24 protein-coding genes are annotated in these 26909 nt (G+C 71.7%); 8 read left to right on the top strand and 16 right to left on the bottom strand.

Translation table 11 applies throughout. The annotated features are described in order from the left end of the window. The first annotated feature begins 895 nt into the window (after nucleotides 1-895). Together IAI59_RS14700 and IAI59_RS14695 are read left to right on the top strand one after the other, a co-directional pair. Nucleotides 896-3703, top strand: a complete 2808-nt coding sequence (locus IAI59_RS14700) for a bifunctional diguanylate cyclase/phosphodiesterase (protein WP_207415584.1) — start codon at nucleotides 896-898, stop codon at nucleotides 3701-3703. Nucleotides 3704-3931: 228 nt separating this feature from the next. Continuing rightward, nucleotides 3932-5017, top strand: a complete 1086-nt coding sequence (locus IAI59_RS14695; RefSeq protein WP_207415585.1) for an ArsO family NAD(P)H-dependent flavin-containing monooxygenase — start codon at nucleotides 3932-3934, stop codon at nucleotides 5015-5017. Here the strand turns inward: IAI59_RS14695 and IAI59_RS14690 are convergent. Genes IAI59_RS14690 through IAI59_RS14680 form a run of 3 tightly spaced genes read right to left on the bottom strand, consistent with a single transcriptional unit; the run spans nucleotide 5014 to nucleotide 7251 of the window. Next, nucleotides 5014-5508, bottom strand: coding sequence for a GAF domain-containing protein (locus IAI59_RS14690; RefSeq protein ID WP_207415586.1), 495 nt, complete (start codon nucleotides 5506-5508; stop codon nucleotides 5014-5016). The genes IAI59_RS14695 and IAI59_RS14690 overlap by 4 nt on opposite strands. Beyond that, on the bottom strand, nucleotides 5501-6487 hold the full coding sequence (locus tag IAI59_RS14685; protein ID WP_207415587.1) for a Bug family tripartite tricarboxylate transporter substrate binding protein: 987 nt from the start codon (nucleotides 6485-6487) through the stop codon (nucleotides 5501-5503). Before IAI59_RS14685 ends, IAI59_RS14690 begins: the two co-directional genes overlap by 8 nt. After that, nucleotides 6484-7251 (bottom strand): FadR/GntR family transcriptional regulator, encoded by a 768-nt coding sequence (locus IAI59_RS14680; protein WP_207415588.1) that lies wholly within the window; start codon nucleotides 7249-7251, stop codon nucleotides 6484-6486. The genes IAI59_RS14685 and IAI59_RS14680 overlap by 4 nt, the downstream gene beginning before the upstream one ends. A gap of 144 nt (nucleotides 7252-7395) precedes the next feature. Here IAI59_RS14680 and IAI59_RS14675 point away from each other — a divergent pair, with 144 nt between their 5' ends. Further along, nucleotides 7396-9177 (top strand): gamma-glutamyltransferase family protein, encoded by a 1782-nt coding sequence (locus IAI59_RS14675; RefSeq protein WP_207415589.1) that lies wholly within the window; start codon nucleotides 7396-7398, stop codon nucleotides 9175-9177. A 6-nt stretch (nucleotides 9178-9183) separates the two neighbouring features. On the opposite strand, the gene IAI59_RS14670 is transcribed toward IAI59_RS14675, so the two are convergent. Beyond that, nucleotides 9184-9753, bottom strand: coding sequence for a hypothetical protein (locus tag IAI59_RS14670; RefSeq protein ID WP_207415590.1), 570 nt, complete (start codon nucleotides 9751-9753; stop codon nucleotides 9184-9186). Nucleotides 9754-9907: 154 nt separating this feature from the next. On the opposite strand from IAI59_RS14670, the gene IAI59_RS14665 reads away from it, so the two are divergent. The 3 genes from IAI59_RS14665 to IAI59_RS14655 are packed head-to-tail and all read left to right on the top strand — an operon-like array spanning nucleotide 9908 to nucleotide 12961. Further along, nucleotides 9908-11188 carry an FAD-dependent oxidoreductase gene (locus tag IAI59_RS14665; RefSeq protein WP_237181139.1) on the top strand — a complete coding sequence of 427 codons (1281 nt, stop codon included), beginning with the start codon at nucleotides 9908-9910 and terminating at the stop codon, nucleotides 11186-11188. A gap of 29 nt (nucleotides 11189-11217) precedes the next feature. Next, nucleotides 11218-12198, top strand: a complete 981-nt coding sequence (locus IAI59_RS14660; RefSeq protein ID WP_207415592.1) for a Bug family tripartite tricarboxylate transporter substrate binding protein — start codon at nucleotides 11218-11220, stop codon at nucleotides 12196-12198. Next, complete coding sequence (locus IAI59_RS14655; protein WP_207415593.1) at nucleotides 12188-12961, top strand: IclR family transcriptional regulator domain-containing protein; 774 nt, start codon at nucleotides 12188-12190, stop codon at nucleotides 12959-12961. Before IAI59_RS14660 ends, IAI59_RS14655 begins: the two co-directional genes overlap by 11 nt. A gap of 11 nt (nucleotides 12962-12972) precedes the next feature. Here the strand turns inward: IAI59_RS14655 and IAI59_RS23350 are convergent, their stop codons facing one another. From IAI59_RS23350 to IAI59_RS14605, 11 genes are all read right to left on the bottom strand, one after another. Beyond that, entirely contained in the window at nucleotides 12973-13101 is a 129-nt protein-coding gene (locus IAI59_RS23350) for a hypothetical protein (protein ID WP_272874599.1), read from the bottom strand. 135 nt (nucleotides 13102-13236) lie between these two features. After that, nucleotides 13237-13548 (bottom strand): glycine zipper domain-containing protein, encoded by a 312-nt coding sequence (locus tag IAI59_RS14650; protein ID WP_237180472.1) that lies wholly within the window; start codon nucleotides 13546-13548, stop codon nucleotides 13237-13239. Nucleotides 13549-13564: 16 nt separating this feature from the next. Further along, a complete protein-coding gene (locus IAI59_RS14645; RefSeq protein WP_207415594.1) occupies nucleotides 13565-14002 on the bottom strand; it encodes a Rap1a/Tai family immunity protein in 438 nt (145 codons plus the stop codon). A 109-nt stretch (nucleotides 14003-14111) separates the two neighbouring features. Beyond that, nucleotides 14112-14705 carry an exopolysaccharide biosynthesis protein gene (locus tag IAI59_RS14640; protein ID WP_207415595.1) on the bottom strand — a complete coding sequence of 198 codons (594 nt, stop codon included), beginning with the start codon at nucleotides 14703-14705 and terminating at the stop codon, nucleotides 14112-14114. A gap of 51 nt (nucleotides 14706-14756) precedes the next feature. Further along, nucleotides 14757-15074 carry a hypothetical protein gene (locus IAI59_RS14635; protein WP_207415596.1) on the bottom strand — a complete coding sequence of 106 codons (318 nt, stop codon included), beginning with the start codon at nucleotides 15072-15074 and terminating at the stop codon, nucleotides 14757-14759. A gap of 64 nt (nucleotides 15075-15138) precedes the next feature. Next, on the bottom strand, nucleotides 15139-16989 hold the full coding sequence (locus tag IAI59_RS14630; RefSeq protein ID WP_207415597.1) for a bifunctional sugar phosphate isomerase/epimerase/4-hydroxyphenylpyruvate dioxygenase family protein: 1851 nt from the start codon (nucleotides 16987-16989) through the stop codon (nucleotides 15139-15141). Nucleotides 16990-17003: 14 nt separating this feature from the next. After that, on the bottom strand, nucleotides 17004-18350 hold the full coding sequence (pcaB, locus tag IAI59_RS14625) for a 3-carboxy-cis,cis-muconate cycloisomerase (protein ID WP_207415598.1): 1347 nt from the start codon (nucleotides 18348-18350) through the stop codon (nucleotides 17004-17006). A 4-nt stretch (nucleotides 18351-18354) separates the two neighbouring features. Then, nucleotides 18355-18927 carry a protocatechuate 3,4-dioxygenase subunit alpha gene (gene pcaG / locus IAI59_RS14620; protein ID WP_207415599.1) on the bottom strand — a complete coding sequence of 191 codons (573 nt, stop codon included), beginning with the start codon at nucleotides 18925-18927 and terminating at the stop codon, nucleotides 18355-18357. Next, nucleotides 18920-19642 carry a protocatechuate 3,4-dioxygenase subunit beta gene (pcaH, locus tag IAI59_RS14615; protein WP_207415600.1) on the bottom strand — a complete coding sequence of 241 codons (723 nt, stop codon included), beginning with the start codon at nucleotides 19640-19642 and terminating at the stop codon, nucleotides 18920-18922. Before pcaH ends, pcaG begins: the two co-directional genes overlap by 8 nt. Then, entirely contained in the window at nucleotides 19639-20793 is a 1155-nt protein-coding gene (gene pcaDC, locus IAI59_RS14610; protein WP_207415601.1) for a bifunctional 3-oxoadipate enol-lactonase/4-carboxymuconolactone decarboxylase PcaDC, read from the bottom strand. Before pcaDC ends, pcaH begins: the two co-directional genes overlap by 4 nt. A gap of 13 nt (nucleotides 20794-20806) precedes the next feature. After that, nucleotides 20807-21676, bottom strand: coding sequence for a shikimate dehydrogenase (locus tag IAI59_RS14605; protein WP_207415602.1), 870 nt, complete (start codon nucleotides 21674-21676; stop codon nucleotides 20807-20809). Between the two features lie 129 nt (nucleotides 21677-21805). On the opposite strand from IAI59_RS14605, the gene IAI59_RS14600 reads away from it, so the two are divergent. Both IAI59_RS14600 and IAI59_RS14595 read left to right on the top strand, forming a co-directional pair. Further along, entirely contained in the window at nucleotides 21806-22789 is a 984-nt protein-coding gene (locus tag IAI59_RS14600; protein ID WP_207415603.1) for a Bug family tripartite tricarboxylate transporter substrate binding protein, read from the top strand. Next, the gene (locus tag IAI59_RS14595; protein ID WP_237181138.1) at nucleotides 22786-23550 is read left to right on the top strand and encodes a TetR/AcrR family transcriptional regulator; all 765 of its coding nucleotides are present in this window, start codon (nucleotides 22786-22788) and stop codon (nucleotides 23548-23550) included. The genes IAI59_RS14600 and IAI59_RS14595 overlap by 4 nt, the downstream gene beginning before the upstream one ends. 164 nt (nucleotides 23551-23714) lie before the next feature. Here the strand turns inward: IAI59_RS14595 and IAI59_RS14590 are convergent, their stop codons facing one another. Next, nucleotides 23715-26885, bottom strand: a complete 3171-nt coding sequence (locus tag IAI59_RS14590) for an error-prone DNA polymerase (protein ID WP_237180509.1) — start codon at nucleotides 26883-26885, stop codon at nucleotides 23715-23717. Nucleotides 26886-26909 lie beyond the last annotated feature (24 nt).

Here is a 26909-nt window from a genome sequence, read left to right as displayed (position 1 = left end):
AGCATCTCATGCCCGATGAGCGGCGCAGCCCGCTCGGCTGGCTAGTCAACGAGCGGGTGTATGAACCGGCTGGAGAACGGCACCGGACCAGCGAAGGATTGACCCCCGGAACGACGAGGGGGAGTGGCTGGTCCGACCGTCAAATATTCGGCGCACGCGTGCTAGCAGTTCGGCCTTCAGTTTTGGCTGCCGTACGACATCATGGTCTCCGTGGGTGCCGCTTCCCCACCTGAATCTTGTCCGACTATCGTCGCCCCGTACAAGGCACACGAGCCAAGGCGAGGCGGGCCGATGGGCCAGCAGTCCGCTTCACCTTGGAAGCGGCGATACCAGCCATGGTTCATCGCGGCGAAGCCGAACCTCCAGGCCATGGTGGTGGGACGATCCGGGCGCCAGTCCCTCTCGACCGCGTTCCGCATCAAAAGCCGCGGCATCCGCAGGATACGATTCGCGACCGCCAGCATGTCCGATCCCCCAGCCATCGGCTGGCGCGCTTGCGTCTCCGGCACCGACGCTGCCAGCGTGCCTCGTCAATCGTCGTCACCATCGACCCAGGGCGGGTCACCTCCTCCGCCCCTCGACGGCCTCGGATGGCCATATCGATAGGCGAAGGCGATGAGCCCCGTCAGCACCGGCTGGGTCCTGCCGCACGGCACGCTGTGCCATTCACAGGTTGGAAAGGCGAAGCATGGTGAATGGAGCGTACAGACTCCAGGAAGCCGGCCGACGCACAGGATGTCCGCCGACTGCGGAGCGGGATTGGCGTGGAGTTCGCCCCTGCGTGGCCGGTAGTTCAAGGATGAGTGCGATGAGCGATGAGGTGCGGCTTCCGACGTCAGGCGTGTCCATGACTGCCGCGTGCGGCGTCGGAAGCGCATGCCCGGACGGGGTGGCCGTGGCTGATCCCACCGGCCCCTTTGGCTTTCCCAGCCAGCGTGGCGTGATCGACGCCATCGGCCGCGACCAGGTCATGCTGCATCTCGACCTCGATGGCATCATCGTCGAGGCCAATCGGCATTTCCTGACGATGGTCGGCCATGCCCCGGCGGAGGTGGTCGGCCGACATTGCGGGCTGTTCCTGACCCCGGGGCACCTGCCAGGTGGGGAGCACCAGGATATCGGTTCGGTGCTGCGGGCTGGGCTGCCGCAGTCCGGGCAATTCCGCTGCGTGGGGCATGCCGGGCGGGAGCACTGGCTGCAGGCCAGCTTCCATCCCGTGCCGGGCGAGCAGGGGCAGCCATCCGGGATCATCCTGCTCGGCACCGACATCACCGCCGAACGGACGCGGCGGATGGACCTCGAATGGCAGGTCAGCGCCATCCGCAAATCCTACGCCGTCATTACCTTCGACATGAGCGGCATCATCCTCGACGCCAATCAAACCTTTCTGGATGCGGTGGGCTACGAGCTCGAGGATATCCAGGGCCGGCACCACCGCATGTTCGTCGAGCCGTCCTATGCCCACGGTGCCGAATACGCGGCCTTCTGGCGTGACCTGGCCCGGGGCCATCACCGGGCCGGACAATTCCGCCGCATCGGCCGCGGTGGGCGCGAGATCTGGCTGCAGGCCACGTATAATCCGGTTTCCGGCCCGGATGGCCGGCCGGCGAAGGTGGTGAAGTACGCGACCGTCGTGACCGAGGAAACGCTGCGCCAGGCGGAACACCAGGGCCAGATCGCGGCGCTGCACAAGGCGCTGTGCGTCGTGTCCTTCGACATCGACGGCACCGTCATCGACGCCAATGACGTGTTCCTCGACGCGACCGGCTACCGGCTGTCGGAAGTGCGGGGCCGCCATCACGGCATCTTCATGCCGCAGGACGATGCCGGAAGCGCGGAGCACACGGAATTCTGGGCCAGCTTGTCACGGGGCGAGCACAAGTCGGCGGAGTTCAAGCGCCTGACCAGGGACGGCCGGGAGATCTGGCTGCAGGCCACCTACAACCCGATCCTGGACCACAGCGGCCGCCCCTTCCGGGTCATCAAATACGCCACGGACATCACCGCCGCCAAGCTGCAGCATGCCGAGAACCAGGGGCAGATCACCGCGATCCACAAGGCCCAGGGCGTCATCACATTCGCGCTCGACGGCACCATCCTCGATGCCAACGAGAACTTCCTGGCGATGATGGGATACCGGCAGGACGAGGTGATCGGCCATCATCATCGCGGCATGATGGAGCCTGGGCAGGCCGAAACGCCGGAATACGCCGAATTCTGGCGCATCCTGCGGGCCGGGCAATTTCATTCGGGGTTGTACAAGCGCATCGGCAAGAATGGCCGGATTGTCTGGATACAGGCCAGCTACAACCCGATCCTGGATCTGAACGGCAGGCCGCTCAAGATCATCAAGTTCGCCACGGACGTCACCACCAATGTCGCCTTGGCCGAGGCGTTTGAGGATGCCAAGCGCCAGGCGCAGCACGACGCCGCGACCTCGCTGCCCAACCGTGTGCGGTTGAACAGCTTCATGACCTCCGCTCTCGCGCATCCCGATGCGCGGCTCGCGGTCCTGTATCTCGACCTCGACAAGTTCAAGCCCATCAACGACACCTATGGCCATCAGGTCGGCGACCGGGTGCTGGGCGAGGTGGCCGACCGGCTCCGCCGCAGCCTTGGCCACGACCAGATCGCCGCGCGCGTCGGGGGCGACGAATTCGTCATCGCCGCCCCCGGCCTCACCGACGAGCAGGTGGAGGCGCTGTGCCAGAAGCTGATCGACGTGGTCACCGCGCCGATCCAGCACGAAGGCGACGCGTTGCACATCGGCATGTCGATCGGCGTCGCCATCTCGCCGATCGATGGCACGTTGCCGGATGAGCTGCTGCGCTGCGCGGATGCGGCGCTGTACAGCTCCAAGCAGAACGGCCGCGGCACCTTCAGCTTCTATGCCAGCACGCTGAACGACCGGCTGCTGGCGTATCGCGGCCTGGTGGAGGACATGCGGCGCGGCCTGGCGGCGGGCGAGTTCTTTCTGGAATACCAGCCGCGCTTCGACACGCGCGGCCGCAGCGTCCGGAGCGTCGAGGCGCTGGTGCGGTGGCACCACCCGGAGCGTGGCCGCATCGGGCCGGTGGATTTCATCCCCATCGCCGAGCGCAGCGGGCTGATCATGCCGCTCGGCGAATGGGTGCTCCGCACCGCCTGCCAGGCGGCGGCGCAATGGCCGGCGATCGGCGTTTCTGTCAACGTGTCGCCGGTCCAGTTCCACAACACCGACGTGGCGGAGCTCGTGCGGCGGGTGGTCGAGGAAACCGGTTTCGACGCCAGCCGGCTGGAGGTGGAGGTGACCGAGGGCGTGCTGCTGGAGGATGCCGAGCGGGCGCGCAATGCCCTGGGCGGCCTGAAAGCCCTGGGCGTCAAGCTCGCCATGGATGACTTCGGCACCGGCTACTCCTCTCTCAGCTCGCTGCGCAGCTTTCCCTTCGACGTCATCAAGATCGACCGGCAGTTCATCAACGACATGGAGGACCGCGACGGCGGCCGCGAGGTCGTGCAGGCGATCCTCGGCCTCGGCAAGGCCCTGGGCCTGTCGGTGACGGCCGAGGGCGTGGAAACGGTGCGGCAGTTGACCATGCTCACGGCCGACGACTGCATCGAGGTGCAGGGCTACCTGCTGGCGCACCCCATGTCGCTGGAAAGCGTTTCGACGCTTTTGTCCGGCGGCGGCGCCGGGAAACACAGGGAAGGGCAGGCGGCCTGATTCCGCCGGCACCCGGCATGCGCCGCGGGGCGGCGGCCGCGAGGCTCCGGTTGCGTCGTTGCCGATGTCGGGCCAGGAATGGACCGGTACAACTTGGCCGATCCGCCCGGGCGAACGCGCCCACGCGGTCGCGGTGCGGGAGGCGGGGATGCGGGCAGGGCGGAGACAGGCGGTGACGGACGCCACCCGGGGCCAGCTGTCCGGCCGCGCCGCCGCCGGCGGGGCGCCATGACCGGCGGGCAGGTCGTGCGGGACGTGGTGGTGATCGGCGGCGGCCAGTCCGGGCTGGCCGCCGGGTACTTTTTGCGCCGCGCGAACACGGATTTCGAGATCCTGGATGCCCATGACCGGCCCGGCGGCGCATGGCCCGACGCCTGGGATTCCCTGAAGCTGTTTTCGCCCGCGCAAACCAGCTCGCTGCCCGGCTGGCCCATGCCGCCCACCGCCGGCGGCTATCCCACCCGCGACCACGTGGTGGACTACCTGTCGGCCTATGAGCAGCGCTACGGCCTGCCGGTGCAGCGGCCGGTGCGGGTCAAGGACGTGCTGCGCGCGACCCACGCCCTGTCCGTGCGCACGGATCGCGGCATCTGGCTGGCCAAGGCCGTGATCAGCGCCACCGGCGGCGCCGGGCAGCCCTTCATTCCCCCGGTGTCCGGGCGGATGATGTTTCGCGGGCGGCAGCTGCATTCCTCCGCCTACCGTTCGCCGGATGAATTCGCGGGGCAAAGCGTGCTGGTGGTGGGCGGCGGCAATTCGGGCGCGCAGATCCTGGCGGAAGTCTCCAAGGTTGCCGCCACCGCCTGGGTCACCACGGAACAGCCGCGTTTCCTGCCGGACGACGTGGATGGCCGCGTGCTGTTCGAGCGCGCCACGGCCCGCGTGCGGGCCGAGCTGGATGGCCACGCGCCGGAAGCCGAGCCGGGCAGCCTGGGCGACATCGTCATGGTGCCCGCGCTGCGGGAAGCGCGGGAGCGCGGCGTGCTGGGCACCGTGCTGCCGTTTTCCCGCTTCACCCATGACGGGGTGATGTGGCCGGACGGCACGCGTGTCGCGGTGGATGCCGTGATCTGGTGCACCGGCTTCCGCCCGGCGCTCGGCCACCTGTCGCATCTGGGCGTGCTGGAAGCCGATGGCCGGGTCGCCGTCCGGCAGGGGCGCGCGGTGCGCCAGCCGCGCCTATGGATGCTGGGCTACGGCGAATGGACGGGCGCGGCCTCGGCGACGCTGGCCGGCATCACCCGCAACGCGCGCGATACCGTCCAGGCCGTGCTGCAATCCATCGGTGGCGTGGAGGGCGCCGGGCCGGCCTAGCCCGTCGCCGGCAGGTTGCCGCCGGTCCAGTCCGGCGTGGCCAGCAGCGCCAGCATCCGCGCCAGCTGCACATGTCCGGCATCCAGCCGCTCCGCCGGCCACAGCAGGTTGAGCGTGCCGAGGCAGCGCCCGCGCGCGACGATGGGCAGGTTGACGATGCTGCGCAGCCCGAGGCCGAGGATCACGTCATGGTCGGCGAAATGCGTGCGGATCGCGTCCTCGCCCTCGCCCTCGAAGCGGCGGGCTTGCAGCAGCACCTGCCGCCCCCAGGCGGTGTCGCGCTTGGGCTTGCGCCCGCCCACCGGATATTCCGCGGGGCGGGAGCTGAAGATGCGCTGCACCGTCATGGCATCCCGGTCAAAGACCATGGCGGTACACAGCTGCTGCCCCAGCATGGCGCGCGACAGCCGGTCGGCGGCGCGGACCAGCGGCAGCGGGCCGTCGTCGTGCCCCGCCGCCTGCTCGAAGGCATCCGCCAACATCTCAGGCATCGGTCTTGTCGATGCCCAGGTCGCGGATCACCTTGTGCCACTTGGTTGTGTCCTGGTGCAGTCGGGCGGCGAAGTCGGCGGGCGTCTCGTTCACCACTTCCACGCCGATGGCCGCCATCTTGTCCTTGACGTCCGGCAGCATCAGCCCCCGGTTCATCTCGGCATTCAGGCGCTCGGTCAGCGCGGGCGGCAGGCCCTTGGGCCCCAGCGCGCCGTACCACACCGCCATCTCGTAGCCCGGCAGGCTTTCGTTGACCGTCGGCACCTCCGGCAGCAGGGCGGAGCGCTTTTCCTCTGTCACGGCCAGCAGCTTCAGGCGGCCGTTGCGCACGTGCTCCAGCGTCTGGGTGCCGGCGGAAAACAGCAGCTGCGTCTGGCCCGCCACCGTGTCCAGCACCGCCGGCGCACCGCCGCGATAGGGGATGTGCACCATGTCCAGCCCCGCCATCTGCGCGAACATCGCGGCGCACAGGTGGTTGGTGGAGCCCGCGCCGGCCGAGGCATAGGCCAGCTTGCCGGGATTGGCCTTGGCGTAGGCGATGAACTCCGACACCGAGTTGGCTGGCACCGAGGGGTGCACCACCATGGTGTTGAGCACATAGGCCAGCAGCGCGATGGGCGTGAAGTCCTCGGCGCCGTTGAAGGGCATGTTGCTGAACAGCGCGTCGTTCATGGCATGCGTGCTCATGGAGCCGACCAGCAGCGTCTGCCCGTCCGGCGCCGCGCGCGCCACATAGGCCGAGCCGATGTTGCCCGAGGCGCCGGAGCGGTTTTCCACCACGAAGGGCTGCCCGAAAGCGATGCGCAGCGGTTCCGACAGCACGCGCGCCAGGATGTCCGTGGAGCCGCCGGGTGCCCAGGGCACGATCACGCTGACCGGGCGGTTGGGATAGCCGCCCTGCGCGCGCGCCACGCCCGGCAGGGCCGTGGCCGCGAGAAGGGAAAGCGCCGCGCGCCGCGGCAGGCGGAGTTGGGTCATGGCGATGTCTTTCCGCGGGCCTGTGCCCGCTCCGTGGTTGCTGCCGTGCCGGCGTCGTGGTCCGCGTGTTGTGTCCGCGGTTCGGTTGTGTCGTCCCCGTCGGTGTCCTCGCTCTGGATGGCGAGGACGACGGCCCGGAGGTGGGCGCGCATGGCGCGCTGCGCCGCCGCCGCGTCGCGGTCCGCGATGGCGGCGGCGATCGCCTGGTGCTGCAGCGCCGAGGCCTGGCGCATGGGCGCGGTGGTGATGGCGGCGCGCAGCCGGCCCCAGCCGGTGCGGGCGCGGCTGGCTTCCACCTGTTCAAAGGCCGCCTGAAGCAACGGGTTGTGGCAGGCGCGGGCGATGGCGCCGTGAAAGGCGCCGTCCCATTGCCCCCAGCTGTCCTGGTCCCGCGTTTCGGCGCCGCGCCGGGCGGCGCGGCTGATCGCCTGCACATCCTCGGCGGTGGCCTTGTGGGCGGCCAGCGCGGCCAGGGCGGGCTCCAGCGTCAGCCGAGCTTCCATCACCGCCAGGGGGTTGGCCGCCCGCGCGCGCGGCTCCGGCCGGGGCGGCACGGCGGGCCGTGGGCCCAGAAACGTGCCCTGGCCCACGCCGCGCCAGATGCGCCCCTGCAGTTCCAGCTCGCCCAGCGCCTCGCGCAGCGCGCGGCGGCTGACGCCCAGGCGTTCGGTGAGCTGACGTTCGGGAAGCAGCCGGTCGCCGGGTGCCAGGCCCGCATCGCGCAGGTGCGCCTCCAGCCGCCCGGCCGCATGGCTGGTGGACATGGGACCTTTGCTAGATGAGCACGCCGCTCCGCGCAAGGGAGCGGCGCTTTCTTTCCTGCCGCCGCTGATCTAGAGCATCGGCGGCGCCAAAGGGGCGTGGCTGCTAATGGAACCAATCAGATTGGTTCCAGGGGGAAGGCACAGATGTTCACCACCCGTCCGGAGATCCGCGGCACCTTCGGCGCGGTGGCCACCACCCATTGGCTGGCCAGCGCCGTCGGCATGTCGGTGCTGGAGCGCGGCGGCAACGCCTTTGACGCCGCCGCCGCCGCCGGCTTCACCCTGCAGATCGTGGAGCCGCACCTGAACGGCCCCGGCGGCGAGGTGCCGATCATCCTCAAGCGCCCGGAAGACGCGGAGCCGGTGGTGATCTGCGGCCAGGGGCCGTTCCCCATGGCCGCCACGCCGCAACGCTTCGCGGCGCTCGGGCTCAGGCAGGTGCCGGGCACCGGCCTGCTGCCATCCGTGGTGCCCGGCGCCTTCGACGCCTGGATGCTGCTGCTGCGCGACCATGGCACCTGGACCCCGCGCGCCGTGCTGGAAGCCGCCATCGGCTACGCGGAACACGGCTTTCCCGTGCTGCCGCGCGTGTCCGCCTCCATCCTGCCGGCGCGCGAGTTCTTTCCGGCGGAATGGCCGACCTCCGCCGAGGTCTGGATGCCGGGCGGCGAGGTGCCGCGCCCCCGCGCGCTGTTCCGCACCCCCGGCATCGCCGCCACCTACCGCCGCATCCTGGCCGAGGCGGAAGCCGCCGGCGCCGATCGCGAGCGGCAGATCGAGGCGGCGCGCGACGCCTTCTACCGCGGCTTCGTCGCCGAGGCGGTGGACCGCTTCTACCGTACGGCGGAGCTGATGGATTCCAGCGGCCGGCGCCACGGCGGGCTGCTGCGGGCCGAGGACTTCGCGCGCTACCGGGCGGGCGTGGAGCGGACGGTGTCCGCCGACTACGCGGGGGTCACGGTGCACAAGACCGGTCCCTGGGGGCAGGGGCCGGTGCTGCTGCAAACCCTGCGGCTGCTGGAAGGCTTCGACATCGCGGCCATGGACCCGGCGGGCGAGCGCTTCGTGCACACGGTCGTGGAATGCATGAAGCTGTCCTATGCCGACCGCGAGGTCTTCTACGGCGACCCGGATGCCTCGGAGATCCCGCTGGAAACGCTGTTGTCGCGTGATTACGCGGAGCGTCGCCGCGGTCTGGTGGGCGAGGCCGCCTCGGCGGAGATGGTGCCGGGCGACCTGCCCGGTGCCGCCGATGCCATGCGCCGCATCCTGGCCATGGCGGGCGCCGAAACGCCGGTGGGCATCGGCTTCGGCGAGCCCACCTTCGCGCCGCTGCCGGTGGAATGGGGCGACACGGTGCATCTCGACGTGGTGGACCGCTGGGGCAACATGATCTCGGCCACGCCCTCGGGCGGCTGGCTGCAATCCTCGCCCGCCGTGCCGGGGCTGGGCTTTTCCATCTCCACGCGCGGCCAGATGGGCTGGCTGGACGCGGGGTTGCCCAGCGACCTGCGCCCCGGCACCCGCCCGCGCACCACGCTGACGCCCACGCTGGTGACGCGCGACGGCGAGGCGGTGCTGGCCATGGGCACCCCGGGCGGCGACCAGCAGGACCAGTGGACGCTGGCCGTGCTGCTGCGGCGGCTGCACCACAAGCTGGACCTGCAGGCGGCCATCGACCTGCCGCTGTTCACCAGCAAGCACTTTCCCCAGTCCTTCTACCCCCGCACCTTTGAGCCCAACCGCCTGCTGGTGGAGGACCGCCTGGGGCCGGAGGTGATCGCGGGCCTGGAGCGGCGCGGGCATCGGGTCAAGGTGGAGGCCCCGTGGTCGCTGGGCCGCGTCTGCGCCGTGGGGCGGGAGGATGGCTGCGTGATCGCCGCCGCCACGCCGCGCCTGATGCAGGCCTACGCCATCGGGCGATAGGGCTGCTCAGTCCGGCAGCGCGTCCGGCGGCATCGCCACGGACAGCCGCAGGCCGCGCAGGGTGGAAAGGTCCTCGCCCGCGGCCTCGGCTGGCAGCAGCACGACGGGCGAGGCCTCGCCCATCTGCGACAGCATTTCCTGCAGGCTGACGGCGGTGACCAGGCCGCGCAGAAAGCGCGCGTCCTCATCCTCCTCCGGCACCGCCGCGCCGAAGAGCAGCGTCGCGGTGCCGCGCGGCTCGGGCACGGCGTCGCGGTCCGGGCCGACGGCGAAGCCGCGCAGGGACAGGCCGTCGCGCTTCCGTTCCATCACCCATCCCTGGACGCCGCCGTCGTCCAGCCGCGCCTCCACCCAGAACAGCGGCGGCAGCACGTCCAGCACGGCGGGCGAGCGCGCCACGGCGGAGGTCGCGAGCCCCGGTGCCATTCCGGCGATGTCGTCCTCCACCGCCACCACCGCGGCGCCTTCCGCGCGCAGCCGATGCGCGGCGCGGCGCACGTCGGTGGGTGCCCGGCCGCCGAGCATGGCGGCCAGCAGGCTGCCGTGGGGAAAGGTAGGTTTCGGCGTATCGCGCATGGTGTGGCTCCTCCGTCGCCGCCAGTGATGCCCGAAGCGGCGGGGCGGTGCCAACCCGGGCCGCGAGCGCCTCGACACCCCGCCAATACGATCTTATCCTATGCGCATGACGCACGAAAATGCGCACAGCGCACAGAACAAGCAAAGCCCCTTGGTGTCCGGCATCGCCGTGGACGTCCTGGTGTGCGGCGGTGGCATGGCCGGCACCATGGCCGCCGTCGCGGCGGCCCGCGGCGGCGCTTCGGTGCTGCTGGTGGAGCGCTGGGGCTTTCTGGGCGGCAGCGCCACGGCGGGGGCGGTGGGGCAGTTCGTCGGCTGGGAAACCGCCGCCGGGCGGCAGGTGATCCAAGGCCTGGCGGAGGAGGTCGTGCAACGGCTGGAACGCCAGGGCGGCTCGGGCGGCCACACGCATTTCACCATGTCCACCGGCCACCGCATGGACCAGGTGTCCTTCGACCCCGAGCGGCTGAAGCTGGTGCTGGACCAGATGGCGACGGAAGCCGGCGTGCGCCTGCTGTTCCACGCCACGCTGCTGGACGTGGCGCGACAGGGCGATGCCGTGAGCGCCGTGACCGTGCTGACCAAGGCCGGCCCGCTGGAGGTCCGCCCGCGCATCGCGATCGATGCTTCCGGCGACCTCGACCTCCTGGCCCGCGCGGGCGCGGGCTTCCTGCCGCTGGAAGCGGACGAGGCGCCGCAGCCGGCCACCATGATGTTCCGCTTCGGCCCCATCGACTTTTCCCGGTTCGAGGCGCTGACCTCGGCGGAGCTGCAGGCGCTGTGCCGCCAGGGCGTGGACAGCGGCGCGCTGGCCCGCGCCGCCTTGCACCAGAGCCGCGTGCCCGGCACCGACGACGGCTGGTTCAACATCAGCCGCGTCAGCCTGGACGCCACCGACCCCTTCGCGCTGTCGGCGGGCGAGGTGGAAGGGCGCCGCCAGGCTTTCGCCGCCGCCGGCTTCCTGGCCGCGCGGGTGCCGGGCTGCGAAGGCGGGCGGCTGGTGGCCCTGGCCGCGCAGCTCGGCATCCGTGAATCCCGCCGCGTGCGGGGCGACGTGGTGCTGACCGCCGACGACCTGCGCGGCGAGCGCCGCTTTCCGGACGCCATCGCGGTGGGCGCCTATCCCATGGACATCCACCCTGCCCGGGGCACCGGCCTGCATTTCGAGACGCTGGGCGGCGACCGCAGCTACGAGATCCCGTTCCGCTGCCTGTTGCCCGCCGGGCTGGGCAACGTGCTGGTGGCGGGGCGCGGCATCTCGGCCAGCCACGGCGCGCATGCCTCCACGCGGGTGATGCCGACCACCATGGCGATCGGCCAGGCCGCCGGCACCGCCGCCGCGCTGGCCTGCGCCGGCAATGGCGGCCCGCGCGAGCTGGATGCCGCCCTGCTGCGCGACCGGCTGCGGCAGGACGCCGCCTTTCTGCCCGACTGACGTCCACGACTGATTTCAAGGAGGAAACAATGAACGCCACCATCCACCGCCGCCCCCTGCTGGCCGCCGCCCTGGCTTTGGCCGCCGCCCCTGCCGCGTGGGCGCAGCCCGCCTGGCCCAACCGACCACTGCGCGTGATCGTGCCCTTCGCGCCCGGCGGCCCGGCCGATGGCTTGGCGCGCATGCTGGGCGAGCAGGTGCTGGGGCCGAAGCTGGGGCAGCCCGTGGTGGTGGAAAACCGTGCCGGCGCCGGCGGCGTGATCGGCACCGCCGCCGCCGCACAGGCCAATGACGGCCACACCCTGCTGTTCGGCAGCATCAGCATGACCATCGTGCCGCACCTGCAGGCGCAGTCCATCGGCTACGACGTGCTGGAGGATTTCACGCCGTTGGCGCAGATCGCCTCCACGCCGTTTCTGCTGGTGGTGCCCGCCGCCTCGCCGTTTCGCGACGTGCGCGCGCTGGTGGCCGCCGCCAAGGCCGACCCGCGCAGCCTGTCCGCCGCCAACAGCGGCTACGGCACGCTGTCCCACATGACGGCGGAGCTGTTCAACCGGCAGGCCGGCACCAACCTGGAGCCGGTGGTGTACCGGGGCGAGGGGGTCCTGATGCCGGACCTGCTGGGCGGGCAGCTCGACCTCGGCTTCCTGACGCTGTCCACGCTGCTGCCCCACCTGCGCGCCGGGACGCTGCGGGCCCTGGCCGTGGCGGGTGCCACGCGCCTGCCGGAGCTCCCCGAGGTGCCCACCCTGGCCGAGGCGGGCTTTCCGGGCGTGGAGGTGGATGGCTGGCAGGCGATGTTCGCCCCCCGCGGCACGCCGCCCGGCGCGGTGCAGCGCCTGTCCGCCATTCTGGCGGAGGCGATGGCGCGGCCTGACATCCGCAACCGCATCACCAGCTTCGGCGCCGTGCCGGCCAGCCGCAGCAACGCCGAGTTCGCCGCCATGGTGCCGGCGGAATACAAGCTGTGGGGCGCGCTGGTGAAGGAACGCAACATCCGTGTCGAATGACGCCGCGCCCCGCAGCCGGGGCTTCGTGACCGCCTTCGCGCGCGGGCTGGAGGTGATCCAGGCCTTCGGCCCCGGCGCGGCGCGGCTGACGCTGTCAGAGGTCGCGGCTCGCGCCGGGCTGGACCGCGCCGTGGCGCGGCGGCTGCTGATGACGCTGGTGGAGCTGGGCATGGCGCGCAGCGACGGCCGGCAGTTCAGCCTGACGCCGGAGGTACTGCGGCTGTCGCAGGCCTATCTGGGCGGCACCGGGCTGGACCGCCGCCTGCAGCCTGCCCTGCAGGCCCTGGCCAGGCGCATCGGCGAAAGCACCTCGCTGACGGTGCTGGACTGGCCGCACATCGTCAATGTCGCGCGCGCCGAGGCCGCCGATCGGCCGTTCCGACACGCGCTGAGCGTTTCGGCCCGCATGCCGGCGCATGCCACCGCATCCGGCCGCGTGCTGATGGCGGCGCTGCCCGAGGCGCATCTGGCCGCGCTGCTGGTGGCGCCCCTGGAGCGGCATACGCCCCGCACCCTCACGGAGCCATCGGAGCTGTCACGGGCGGTGGCGGCATGCCGCGAGGCCGGCTTCGCGGTGCTGGACGGGGAGCTGGAAGAGGGCTTCGCCTCGGCCGCCGTGCCATTGCGGGACTCCGCCGGCACGCTGGTCGCGGCGTTGGCCACCAGCAGCCACAGCGGCCGCCGCACGGCGGCGGCGCTGCGGTCCGACATCGTGCCGCTGATGCAGGACGCCGCCCGTGGCATGGCGGCGCTGCTCGGCTGATTGGCCGCGGCTTACTGGTAGCCGCCGGTATCCTTGCGCTCCTCGGCCGCTTCTTCCTGGGTGGCCTTGTCCACGGGCTGGACGCCGGGCTTGGCGGCCTTGTCGTCCGTGGGGGGCTGGGGCTTCTTGTCGTCGGGCATGATGGGGTTTCCTGTGTTCCGCCCTCCATCAACGCGCGACGACGAGCGCGGGTTGATGCCCTTGGGCCCAGCGCGCAAACGCGAAGGGCCAGGGCGTTGCCGCCCTGGCCCCCGTTTCCCGTGCTGGTGTGCGGCTCAGTAGCGGCGGTAGCGGCCGTCATAGCCGCCGCGGGGGCCATAGCCGCCACGCGGGCCGTAGCCACCCCGGTTCTCATAGGCCCGGTTGCGCTGCGACTGGTCGTAAAGGTAGCCCGCGCCGGCCCCCGCGCCGGCGCCCAGCAGCGCGCCGAAGCCCGTATTGCCGCTGAACGAGCCGATGATGCCGCCCAGCGCGGCACCGCCGGCGGTGCCGCCCAGGACGTTGCGGGTTTGCGGGTTCATGTCCGCGCAGGCGCCCAGCGACAGGACGGCCAGCAGCGGCAGGGCCAGGCGGGTGACGCGCATCATGCTGTGTCCTTTCATCTCAGCGGGCCGGGCGGCGGGTGGTGGCGGGCGCGGCCGCCGCCGGGCAGGGGTAGGTCGCCTGCGCCCAGCGCAGCAGCCCGTCCACGGCGGGCTCGGCGCCGTGCTGCGGGTTCTGCCGCGACCAGGCGGCGAAGGCGAGGCCGGTCTGCGCCACGCTGGGCGGCGTCTGCGGCAGGCAGAACAACGGCGGCGTGGTGGCCGAGGCCGGGTGCAGCGCGGCGTAATACTGCCCCGCGCCGGTCAGAAAGCCCTGGCAATAGGCGATGGATTCCAGCCGCAGCGGGTTGCTGGCGGCCGGGTCGCACACGGCGGCGAGGTCGGCGGCGGTGCGCACCTCGGTCACCGGGGTGGCGGGGGCAGTGGCCATGGGGGCCTGGGCCAGGACCGGCGCGCCGGACATCAGGACCAGGGCGGCGGCAGCAGCGATGTTCCGCATGGACGAGGGATCCTCAAGTGAACCGCCGCGCACACTAGACAGCATTTCCGCCGAAGCCCAGCCGATGCGGCCCCCCGGACTGCGCCCGGCGCCGCCACGGCACAAAAGATTACAGCAGCCCCGCCCAGCCGCCGGCGGCGCCCAGGCTGCGCCACATCACCACCCCGCCCAGCAGCAGCGCCAACACGCCCAGCGCGGTGCCGGCCAGGAGCAGCACCCCGTCCTCCTCGATATAGGCGAAGGCGATCAGCACGATGATGGCGGCGGGCAAAAGGTTGCTCAGCGGCACCGGCAGCAGCAGCGACAGGCCTAGCAACAGCACCACGCCGCCGACGCCGCGCTGCGTGGCGCCCGCCGGCGTCGCCCAGCGCGGCCGCACCAGCCCTTCCAGCCACCGCAGCCCCGGCAGCAGGCGGCGCAGCAGGCGCGCAAAGGGAATGCTGCCGATCGGGCGTTCCCCCAGGCGGGCGGGAAAGCGCGGGCGCGGGCGGCCGGCCAGCATCTGCCCGGCCGGCGCCAGCATCAGCAGCCCGGCGGCGATGGACGCGCCGGGCACCAGCCCGAGCAGCCCGAGCAACAGAAACAACAGGCCGAAGGACCGCTCGCCAAGCCGTGCCAGCAGCCATTCGGGGGTGATGCTGCCGGGGGGAAGGTCATGGAGAATCTCCTCCAGCAATTCGGAGGTGGGCGTCCTGCTGGCCATGGTGCCCCGTGCCGTTGCGGGCGCCAGCCTACAGCGGCACGGGGCGGGAGGCTAATTCAAGGCGGCAGCGGATGCCCCCGGCAGCACCACGGGCTGCAGGATCCAGCCGTCGGGGCAGTCTTCCCGCAACGAGACGGTCTGCGCCGCGCGGCCGCAGGCCGTGCAATGCAGGCCGCCCACGACGTTGCTGAGCGCGCGGTTGCCCCGCGCCTCCATCACGTCGCCAACCGGGATCGGCCGCGGGGGCGGGCAATCCGGGTCGCCGCAGTGGGCGATGAGGGTGAGGGAGCGGAGGTCGGCCAAAGGCGCCCGCAGCAGGTGGTGGCGGCTATGGCAGAGCACGGTGGGGGAGGGGGATGATCGGGCCATGGGTGGACCCTACCATCATGAACAAAACCAGAACAAGAACATTCTGCGGTGTTAAGCGAGGGTTTCAGAGCCGTGCCAGCGCCGCCATCCGCACCGGGGCATTGGCCGCGCCGAAGCCGGTGGCGCCGCGCCGCTCGATCACCTCGAAAAAGAAGCGGCCCTCGAAGGGGCGGGAATAAACGTGCAGCAGCTCGCCCCCGGCATCGCGGTCGTACAGCACGTCATGGGCGCGCAGCTGGTCCAGCAAGGCGTCGTCCAGCCCCCAGCGGGCGGCCAGGTCGTCGTAGTAGTTGGGCGGCACGGGCAGGGTGGCGGCGCCGCGTGCCCGCATGGCGCGCACGGCGGCGAAGATGTCCGGCGCCTCGAAGGCCACGTGGTGCACGCCCGCGCCGGCGAAGGCGGTGACAAAGCGCCCGGTGGAGGTTTGCCGGCTTTCCGAGATGTTGAGCGGCAGCCGCAGCGCGCCATCGGCGCTGACCATGGCGCGGGAGCGGATCAGCCCTTGCGGGTCGGCGAGGTCCACCGGCGCCTGCGCGTCCAGCCCGAACACGGCGTGCCAGAACAGCACGAAGCTGTTCATGCTGCCGGTGGGCAGCGCCTGCGCCACGTGGTCGATGCGGGTCAGTCCGTCCTCTACCGGCAGCGGCAGCATGTGGAAGTCGTTTTCCCAGCTGGTGCTGCCTTCGCCCAGGTCGTCCGGCCCGATCAGCAGGATCAGCGTGCCGTCCGAGGCGCGGATGCCCGGCAGCACCCGTTCGTCCACGCCGCGCTGCTCCTGCCATTCCGAGCACAGCAGCGCGCGGGCGCGGGCCATGGCGCGGCCGGCATCGTCCACCTGGATGGCCATGGCGCAGACGGAAGGGCCATGCAGCTGGAAGTGCTCGGCCGCCGCGCTGTCCTGCTCGGCGTTCAGGATCAGGTTGATGCCGCCCTGGCGAAACAGCTCCACGTCCTTGGAGCGGTGCCGCCCCGCCAGCCGGAAGCCCAGGGTTTCCAGGAATGCGCCCAGCGCGCGGCGGCTGGTCTGGTCCACCGCGAATTCCAGAAAGGCGAAGCCGTCCGAGCGCGGCGGGTCCGGCAGCTCGCTCAGCCCCGCCTCGGCCTCCACCAGCACCAGGGAGCGCACGGCGTCGCGTGCGTTCAGCCGGGCCGGCGCGGCACGGAAATCGTCGTTGAACACTTCCAGCGAGATCGGCCCGGCATAGCCCGAGCGTGCCACGGCGCCCAGAAAGCCGCCGACATCCAGCTCGCCCTGGCCAGGGAAGTTGCGGAAGTGGCGCGACCAGGACAAGGCGTCCATGCTCAGGCGCGGCGCGTCCGCCAGTTGCACGAAGAAGATCTTCTCGCCCGGCAGGTCGGCGATGCTGGAGGGGTCGTCGCCCAGCGCCAGGGTGTGGAAGCTGTCCACGATCAGACCCAGCGCCGGGTGGTCGGCCTGCTGCACGATCTTCCAGGCATGCTTCCAGCGGCTGACATGCCGCCCCCAGGCCAGCGCCTCGTAGCCGACGCGCAGGCCCCGCTGCGCCGCGCGCTCGGCCATGCGGCGCAGGTCCTCGGCCGCGCGGGCGTCGTCGTCGATCGCGGCCTCCTGGGTGTTGGAGCAGACCAGCACCAGGTCGGTGCCCAGCGCCTGCATCACGTCGAACTTGCGCTCGGCGCGGTCCAGGTTGCGGGCGCGCTGCGGCTCCGGCATCGCCTCGAAGTCACGGAACGGCTGGAACAGGGTGATGGACAGGCCGAGGTCCTCGGCCAGCCGCCGGATGTCGGCGGGCGAGCCCTCGAAGGTCAGCAGGTCGGCCTCGAAGATCTCCACCCCGTCGAAGCCGGCCGCCGCCGCTGCCTCCAGCTTGTCCAGGAGATTGCCGCTGAGGCAGACGGTGGCGATGGAGCGCGGCAGGCGGCGGGAGATCGGCATGGGCGTCCTTTGAGTCAGGCGCGGCGGCGCAGCACGCGGTCGATGAAAACGCCGGTGCTGCCGAGATAGTTGGAAGGGTCCGTCAGCCGCGCGATGGCATCGGCGTCCAGGCGGTCCGTCACGGCGCTGTCGCGCGCCAGCGCCGCCGCCAGCGGGATGCCTTCCTCCAGCGCCACGTCGCAGGCATGGTGCACGGCGTCATGCGCGGCCCCGCGCCCCAGCACGGGGGCGAGGCCCATCATCACCGCCTCGGCCACGATCAGCCCGCCGGTGGAGTCCAGGTTGCGGCGCATCCGCGCGGCATCCACCGTCATGCCTTCCGCCACCGTCAGCGCCTGGTCCAGCGCGCCGTGGGTCAGCAGCAGCGCCTGGGGGAGCGCCAGCGGCTCGGCCTGCCAGGGGCCGGTGCCGCGCTCATGGTCATGCGCCATGGCGGCCAGCATCTGCGGCACCAGCGCGTGCACGCCGCGCGCCTGCGCCAGGACGTATTCGCAGGCGATCGGGTTGCGCTTCTGCGGCATGGTGGAGGAGCCGCCGCGCCCGGGCGCGTGCGGCTCGGCCACCTCGGCCACTTCCGTCTGCATCAGCAGCATGAAATCGGTGGCGAACTTGCTCAACGCACCGCACAGCAGCCCGCACCAGGACACCAGCTCCGCGAAGCCGTCATGCGAAACGTGCCATGGTAGGTCTGGCTCGTTCAGGTTCAGCTCGCGCGCCAGCTCGGCCATCACCGCCGTGCCACGGTCGCCGAGCGAGGCCAGGGTGCCCACCGCGCCGCCGAACTGCACGCGCAGCACGCGCGGCTTCAGCTGCGCCAGCCGCTCGCGCATCGTCAGCAGCGGCGAGGCCCAGACGGCGCATTTGTAGCCGAAGGTCACCGGCAACGCGTGCTGCAGGTGGGTGCGCCCGGCCATGACGGTGCCGCGGTGTTGCTGCGCGCGTGCCAGCAGCGCGTCGCACAGCCGCTCCAGCGCCGGTTCGATCAGCGCCAGCGCATCGCGGATCATCAGCACCGTGGCGCTGTCCACCACGTCCTGCGTGGTGGCGCCCCAATGCGTCCAGCGCCCGGCATCCTCGCCGGCGGCGGCGGACAACTGCCTGACCAGCCCGACCACCGGGTAGCCGGTGTTGCGGGTGGAAACCGCCAGCGCCGGCAGGTCCAGCATCTCGAAGCGCGCGGCGGCGGTGATGGCCTGCGCCGCCGCTTCCGGCACGATGCCGAGCCGCGCCTCGGCCCGCGCCAGTGCGGCCTCCACGTCCAGCATGCGCGACAGCAGCGCGCGCTCGCCCACGGCGGCGCGCATGGCGTCGGTGCCGTACAGCACGCCCAGCACGGCGCCGTCGGCGGGGTTCACGCTCATGCGGCTACACGTCCATCCAGACGGTTTCGTTGTCGCCCTGGAGCACGAGGTCGAGGGTCCAGGTGCTGGCGGCCGTCTGCTTCGCGAGAACCGTGTCGCGGCGCTCGGCCGGGATGCTGCTCAGCACGGGGTCTGTATCGTTCAGCGGCTCGTCGGCGAAGTACAGCCGCGTGCTGAGGTGATACAGGATGCCGCGCGCGAAGACCGCCAGCGCCACATGCGGCGCCTGGGTGGTGTTGCCCGGCCCGCGCACCGCGCCAGGCTTCAGCGTGACAAAGCGGAACCGCCCCGCCTTGTCCGTCGCGCAGCGGCCATAGCCCTGGAAGTCCCCGGCGCCGATGGGGTAGTGCCCCTGCGGGTCGGCGTGCCAGATCTCCACCAGCGCGTCGCGCACCAGCTCGCCGCCGCCATCCGTCACGGTGCCGGTGAGCACGATGCGCTCGCCCGCAGGCAGGCTGCCGGCGAAGTGGCGCGTGGTGTCGGCCCATTCGGGAAAGTCGATCAGGTGCCAGTAGGGCCCGGCGGTCTGGCTGGCGGAGGCGGGTACCAGGTCGGGGGTGGGGGCGGTGTCAGTCATGGTGGTGGCCGTCCTCCATGGGCGTTTCCAGGCTGCCGCGCAGCACCACGTCGAAGCGGAAGCCCAGCGCCTGCTCCGGTTCCGTGATGTTGAGGTCGAACTTCGCGATCAGCCGGTCGCGGGCGGCCGCGTCGGGGATGGTGTTGAAGATGGGGTCGAGGGCGAGCAGGGGGTCGCCGGGAAAGTACATCTGGGTGATCAGCCGCTGGGCGAGGCCGGCGCCGAACAGGCTGAAATGGATGTGGTTGGGGCGCCAGGCATTGTGGTGGTTGCGCCAGGGGTAGGCGCCGGGCTTGACGGTGGTGAATCGGTACCAGCCGTCGGCGTCGGTGAAGACGCGGCCGTTGCCGCGGAAGTTGGGGTCGAGCGGCGCGTCGTGCTGGTCGCCCTCGTGGTTGTAGCGGCCCGCCGCATTGGCCTGCCAGACTTCCACCATGGCGTGGGGCACGGGGCGGCCGTGCTCGTCCAGCACGCGGCCGGCGACGATGATGCGCTCGCCCATGGCGTGGCCGGAGCCATCGGCATAGGCGGTCAGGTCGGCGGTGGCCGGAAAGCGACCGGCGGCGAAGCGGGGCGCGGTGGACTCGGTCAGGGTGTGAGGAATGCGCAGCAGCGGCCGCGACGGCGCGCGCAACCGCGTGCTGCCGTAGTCGGGCGCGGCGTTGGGCGGCTGCGTTGCTGCGTCGAACCGGCGGTATCCCTGGTGCTCGCTCATGACTTTGCCATTTCCTCCAGCGTTTGCTTGGCCAGCTTCAGCGCGTGGTTGGCCGCCGGCACGCCGGCATAGGCGCCCACCTGCAGCAGCACCTCGGAGAGTTCCTCCGGCGTCACGCCGGTGTTGCGCGTGGCGCGCACGTGTAGCACGAACTCGCCTTCCCGCCCCAGCGCGGCCATCATCGCCAGCGTCAGCAGCGAGCGCGTGTGGCGCGGCAGGCCCGGGCGCGTCCAGATGCCGCCCCATACCGCGCGGGTGATGTGGTCCTGGAACGGCGCGTCTAGCGCCGTGATGCCAGCCGCCGCGCGCTCCACATGCGCGGCACCCAGCACGGCCTTGCGCACCGCCATGCCGGCCTCGAAGGGGTCGGTCACGGCGTCGGGCGACAGAAAGCCCTGCAGCAGCGCCGTCACCGCCTCCGGCCGCTCCACGGTGGGAATATGCGCGGCATCGGCGATCACGTGCAGCACGGCGCCGGGGATGGCATCGCGCAGCGCCTCGGCGGAGGCGACGGGCGTGGCCATGTCGCCGTCGCCCACCAGCACTAGGGTGCGCAGCCGCAGCGCCCGGCTGCTGTCCGTCAGGTCGGCGGCGGCGATGGCCTCGGCGCAGGCGGCATAGCCCTCGGGGTCGGTGCGCAGCAGCATGGCGCGCAGCCCCGCCGCGCCGGGCGAGGACAGGGAGGCCGGCGTCACCCAGCGGGCGATCACCGCCTCCTCCACCGCGCGCATGCCCTCGGCCCGCACCAGCGCCGCGCGGTCCCGCCAGCCCTGCGCCGGCGGCAGCGCCAGCGCGGTGTCCACCAGCGCCAGCCGCATCACGCGCCCCGGCGCCTGCGCCGCCAGCGACTGCGCGATCAGCCCGCCGATGGAGATGCCGGCCACGTGCGCCCGCTCCACGCCCAGCGCGTCCAGCACCCCCAGCGCGTCGCGCGCCAGGGCATCGATCGCGTAGGGGCCGGGGGTGGTGGCGGAAAGGCCGTGGCCGCGCATGTCGGGGCGGATGACGCGGAACTGGCGCGCCAGCACGCGCGCCTGCTCGTCCCACACATGCAGGCTGGTGCCCAGCGAATGCAGCAGCAGCAGCGGCTCCGCACCCGGGGGGCCGTCGACCTGCACGTGCACGTTCAGGCCATGGACGTCGATGAACATCGTTTTTCCCCCCTCAGCGGTCGAAGGACAGGAAGGTGTCTGTCATCCGCGCCGCATCCGGCGCCAGGCCGGTGAAATGCCGAAACGCCTCGACCGCCTGGAACACCGCCATGCCGCCGCCATGCGCGGTGCGGCAGCCCAGGGCGCGGGCGGTGCGCAGCAGCTCCGTTTCCAGCGGGAAGTATACGATCTCCGCCACCCAAAGCGAGGGGCGCAGCAGCGCCGCCGGCACCGCCATGCCCGGGTGCTGCGCGGTGCCCAGGGGCGTGGCGTTGATCACGCCGTCGGCGGCGGCCATGGCGGCCGCGAGGTCGCCGCCCGCCACGGCGCGCCCGGCCCCGAAATGCCCGCACAGCGCCGCGGCCAGCCCGGCGGCGCGCCCGGCATCGGGGTCGAACACGGCAAGCTGCTGCACGCCCATCTCCAGCGCCGCATGCGCTACGGCCGAGCCCGCGCCGCCCGCGCCCATCTGCACGGCACGCCCCAGCAGCACGTCCGGCAACTGCCGGCGGAAGCCCTCGGCGAAGCCCGGCGCGTCCGTGTTGTGGCCGATCCGCCGGCCATCGCGCAGCACCACGGTGTTGACGGCGCCCAGCGCCCGCGCGGCCTCGGACAGTTCGTGCAGGTGCGGGATCACCGCCTGCTTGCAGGGGTAGGTGATGTTGAGGCCGGCGAAGCCCATGCGCTCGGCCGCCAGCAGCAGGTCGGGCAGCGCGTCCGGCCCAAGCCGAAGCTCGTTCAGGTCGATCAGCCGGTACAGCGTGTTGAGGCCCTGCGCCGCGCCCTCGGCCTCGTGCATCGCGGGGGTGCGGGACAGCTGGATGCCGGCGCCGATCAGCCCCAGCAGCAGCTGCGGGCGGCGGGGCATGGCGGTGCTGGGCATGGGCGTTTCCGGTCCCTGATTTTTCACTTGTCAAGGTAATGAACTAACCAGTACGTCAAGGTCAATGCGGCATTCCGCCGCGCCAGGCCAGCGATCAACGCGGCCGGACCAAGACGGGGAAATCGGACCATGAACCGCCGCCAATTCGGCACCGCCGCCCTTGCCACGCTCGCCACCGGCCTGGCTTCGCGCGCCTTCGCGCAGACCGCCGGCGCTTATCCCGACCGGCCTGTGACGCTGGTCGTGTCCTGGGCCCCCGGCGGCTCCACCGACTTTGTCGGCCGCCTGCTGGCGCAGCAGATGAGCAAGGAGCTGGGCCAGCAGGTGGTGGTGGAGAACCGCGCCGGCGCGTCCGGCACCATCGGCCATCTCTACGTTTCCCGCGCGCGGCCGGATGGCTACACGCTGCTGATGGGCGTCAACTCCACCTACGCCATGGCCACCCACCTGTTTCCCCAGAAGGGCTACGACGACGCCCGCGGCTTCACCCCCGTCGGCCGCATCGCCGAAACGCCGATCTTCCTGTGCGTGCGCCCGGCGCTGGGCGTGAAGTCGGTGCAGGAGCTGATCGCCCGCGCCAAGGCGCAGCCGGGCAAGCTGAGCTACGCCTCCTCCGGCGCCGGCTCCTCCGCGCATCTGGCGACGGAGCTGTTCTTGAAGATGGCGGGCATCGACGTGCTGAACGTCACCTACCGCGGCGGCGCCCCCGCCGTGCAGGCGCTGCTGGCGGGCGAGGTGCAGATGGCCTTCGTGGACGCCGTCACCGCCTTGCCGCTGATCTCCTCCAAGGAAGCCATCGCCATCGGCGTGAGCAGCCTGGAGCGCAACCCGCTGACCCCCGACGTGCCGACCATCGCGGAACAGGGGCTGCCGGGCTTCGAGTGCTCCTCGCAGTTCGCGCTGCTGGCGCCGGCCGGCACGCCGGAGCCGATCATCGGCAAGCTGCACGCCGCGCTGGTGGCCGCCATGAAGGACGAGACCGTGCTGGCCCGCCTGCGCCAGGCGTCCAACTTTCCGACCGTCGGCACGCCGGCCGAGTTCGGCCCCTACCTCGCGGCGGAAAGCGCCAAGTGGGGCGAGGTGATCCGCACCCGCGGCATCACCGCCGAGTGACGCGCCACGCGGCGGGCGGCGCGACAGCCCGCCCGCCGCGTGGTATCTCCCGCGTCCTGACCATGGAGGCCGCGACGATGGACCACGAGGGGGCGCGCGGCACGCCGGACGACGACGCGCCCATCGCCGCCCGCCCGCGCGACGCGGACCGCACGCGCCAGGAGATCCTGGCCGTGGCGCGCGAGGAATTCGCCGAACACGGCCTGAGCGGCGCGCGGGTGGATGCCATCGCGGCGCGCACCCAGACCTCCAAGCGGATGATCTACTACTACTTCGGCAGCAAGGACGGGCTGTACCTGGAGGTGCTGGGGCAGGCCTATGCCGGCATCCGCGCGCTGGAGCGGCAGCTCGACCTGCAATCCCTGTCGCCATCCGACGCCATCCGCCGCATGGCGGAATTCACCGTGGACTACCACGACGCGCACCCGGACTTCGTGCGGCTCGTCAGCATCGAGAACATCCACCACGGCCGCTACATCGCGCAGTCCGAAATCATCCGGAACCTGAACAGCACCGTGATCGCCATGCTGGGGGATATCCTGGAGCGCGGCCGCGCCGAGGGGCTGTTCCGGGCGGATGCCGACCCGGTGGACGTGCACATGCTGATGAGCTCGCTGAGCTTCTACCGCGTGTCCAACCGCCACACCTTCGGCCGGCTGTTCGACCGTGACCTGACGGGCGAGGCGCTGAAGCAGCGCCACAAGCAGATGCTGGCCGACGCCGTGCTGGGCTTCCTGACCACCCGGACCCCCACCGGCTGACAACCGCCCGGGCGCCGCCGTTTCACGGCGCCCGGGCGGTGGTGGTGCGGGCCATGCGAACGGCGCCTTTTTGGTGCCGGCCCTCCGGGGCATCCTGCCCCGCCACGGCATCATGCCGTGCCGATCCTTGCCATCCGGCAAACGCCGATCAAGAAATCGTGTGATCAGTGCCAGTCGCGGCTGGTATGCCGCACGGTGTGGGACACGCCGCGTGACACCTCGTCCGCCCGCGCCAGCGGCGGCTGCAGCCCGGGGCCGCCCATGCGGTGCAGTCCGTCCAGCAAATCCGAGCGGTCCCGCAGCCGGCGCGCGATCACGTGCAGCACCGGCACCTCCGCCGCCGGCGCGTCCAGCCGTTCCAGCCGGCCTTCCACCAGCAGCAGCCGCGCGGCCAGCACGGCGGCGCGGTTGGCTTCCGTGATGTCCGGGTAAAGCACCAGGTTCACGGTGCCGAACTCGTCTTCCAGCGTGAAGAACACCACGCCCTTGGCGCTGCCCGGGCGCTGGCGCACCAGCACCAGCCCACCCAGCTTGACCAGGCTGCCTTGCCGCCCCCGGTCCAGTGCGCGGCTGTCCACCAGCCCCATGGCCGCCAGCCGCGGGCGCAGCAGCGCCAGCGGGTGGTGGCGCAGCGTCAGGCCCGTGGCGCCATAGTCCAGCACCGTGTCCTCGCCCGCCGTGGCCTCGGGCAGGTGCGGCGCGGCCTCGGCGGCGGCGAACAGGGGCAGGGGGGCGGGGGCGCCGCGTTCCTGCCCCGCCGCCGCCCACAGCGCCCGCCGCCGCGCAAGGCCAAGGCCGCGAAAGGCATCCGCCGCCGCCAGCGCCTCCACCGCGCGGCGGTCCAGCCTGGCGCGGCGCACCAGCGCTTCCAGGCCATGGTCGCCCCCCCGGCGCGCGTCGACCAGCGACCGCGCCGCCGGTTCCCCCAGCCCGTCCACCAGCCGCAGCCCGAGGCGCAGCGCCAGCCGGCCGTCGTCCTGCCGCTCCAGCGTGCAGTCCCAGTCGCTGGCCAGCACGTCCACCGGGCGCACCGCCACGCCTTCGCGCCCTGCCTCGCGCACGATCTGCGCGGGCGAATAGAAGCCCATGGGCTGGCTGTTCAGCAGCGCGCAGGCGAAGACCGCCGGGTGGTGCCGCTTCAGCCAAGCGGAGGAATACACGAGCTGCGCGAAGGACGAGGCATGGCTTTCCGGAAAGCCGTAGGAGCCGAAGCCCTCGATCTGCTTGAAGCAGCGCTCGGCGAAGTCGCGCGGGTAACCGTGGCGCTGCATGCCGTTCAGAAAAGGCTCGCGCAGCAGCGGCACCTCGCCGGTGTGGCGGAAGGTGGCCATAGCGCGGCGCAGCTCGTCCGCCTGCGCGGGGGTGAAGCCGGCGCCCACGATGGCGATCTGCATCGCCTGCTCCTGGAACAGCGGCACGCCCAGGGTGCGCTTCAGCACGGCCTCCAGCGCCGGGCTGGGGTAGGTGGGCTTTTCCTCGCCGTTCCGGCGCCTGAGGTAGGGGTGCACCATGTCGCCCTGGATCGGACCCGGCCGCACAATCGCGACCTCGATGACCAGGTCATAGAATTCGCGCGGCCGCATGCGCGGCAGCATGTTCATCTGCGCCCGGCTTTCCACCTGGAACACGCCGAGGCTTTCGCCGCGCGACAGCATCTTGTAGGTCGCCGCGTCATCCTGCGGGATCTGCTTCAGCCCCAGCGCCGGCCCGCCATGCTGTTCCAGCAGCACCAGCCCGCGCCGCAGGCAGCTCAGCATGCCGAGGCCGAGCACATCGACCTTCAGCATGCGCAACACCTCGATGTCGTCCTTGTCCCATTCCAGCGTGTGGCGGTCCGCCATCGCCGCCTTGGTGACCACCGCGAGTTCCGTGAGCCGCCCCCGCGTGATGACGAAGCCACCCACATGCGTGGCGAGATGCCGCGGAAAGCCGTGCAGCTCCTCGGCCAGGTCCAGCGTCATCGCCAGGCGCGGGTCGGCTTCCGGGTCCAGCCCCTGCTCGCGCGCCACGTCGTTCCAGTCGTCCTGGCCATAGTGCCAGGTGCCGCGCGCCAGACGGGCGGTGATATCCTCCGACAGGCCCATCGCCTTGCCCACCTCGCGGATGGCGCTGCGCGAGCGGAAGCGGATCAGCGTGGCGCAGATCGCCGCGCGCTCGCGGCCGTAGCGGGCATAGATGTGCTGGATCACCTCCTCGCGCCGCTCGTGCTCGAAATCCACGTCGATGTCGGGCGGCTCGTCGCGCGCCTCGCTGATGAAGCGCTCGAACAGCAGGTCGTGCTTGTCGGGCGGCACGGCGGTGATGCCCAGCGCGTAGCACACCGCGGAATTTGCCGCCGAGCCGCGCCCCTGGCACAGGATGCCCTGCGCCTGCGCGAAGCGGACGATCTCATGCACCGTCAGGAAATACGGCGCGTAATCCAGCCGGCCGATCAGCGCCAGCTCATGCGCCAGCTGTCGCGCCACCTTCTCCGGCACACCGCCCGGCCATTGCAGCGCCGCGGCGCGCGCCACGCGGTCTTCCAAAGTCTGTTGCGGCGAGCGGCCGGGTTCCAGGATCTCATCCGGGTATTCGTAGCGCAGCTCGCGCAGGCTGAAGCCGCAGGCGCGCACCACGTCCAGGCTGGCGGCCACCGCGTCCTCGTGCCCGCGGAACAGCCGCAGCATCTCGGCCGGCGGCTTCAGATAGGCCTCGGCGTTCTGCTGCGCGCGCAGGCCCAGGTTGTCGATGGTGCAGCCATGGCGGATGGCGGCCAGCACGTCCGCCAGCCGCCGGCGCTCCACCACATGGAAGCGCACGCCGCCCGCCGCCAGCAGCCGCGCGCCCGCCGTGCCCGCCATGCCGGCCAGCAGCCGCAGCCGCCGCCGGTCGTCGCCGCCGTAGCGGTGGTGCGTGGCGCAGAACAGCGGCAGGGCGGTGCGGCGCAGCGCGCGCGCATCCTGCCGCAGCCGCAGCGCGAAGCTTTCATCGGGTGCTTCCGGCGCCAGCAGCGCCATCACCTGTCCCTCGGCGGCGGCCAGCAGCGCGTCGCGCGAAATGCGTTCCTGGCCCTTTTCCGCCACCATGCGCGCATCCGACAGCAGCCGCGTCAGCCGGCCATAGGCGGCGCGGTCGGATGGCCAGACCAGGTATTCCTGCCCGTCCTCCAGCATCACGCGGCAACCGGGCACGAAGCGCAGGCGGATGTCCTTGTGCTCGCTGGCCGCCAGGGCGCGCACCACGCCGGCCATGGAATTGCGGTCGGCGATGCCGATGGCCGCGTGCCCCAGCAGCCTGGCCGTCAGCACCAGTTCCTGCGGATGCGAGGCGCCTTCCAGAAAGGAGAAGTTCGACATCGCGCCCAGCTCGGCATAGCCGTC

Source organism: Roseomonas haemaphysalidis (genome assembly GCF_017355405.1).
Classification (GTDB): domain Bacteria; phylum Pseudomonadota; class Alphaproteobacteria; order Acetobacterales; family Acetobacteraceae; genus Pseudoroseomonas; species Pseudoroseomonas haemaphysalidis.
The sequence above is the reverse complement of the archived record's forward strand: the minus strand, read 5'-3'. Positions and strand labels throughout refer to the sequence as shown.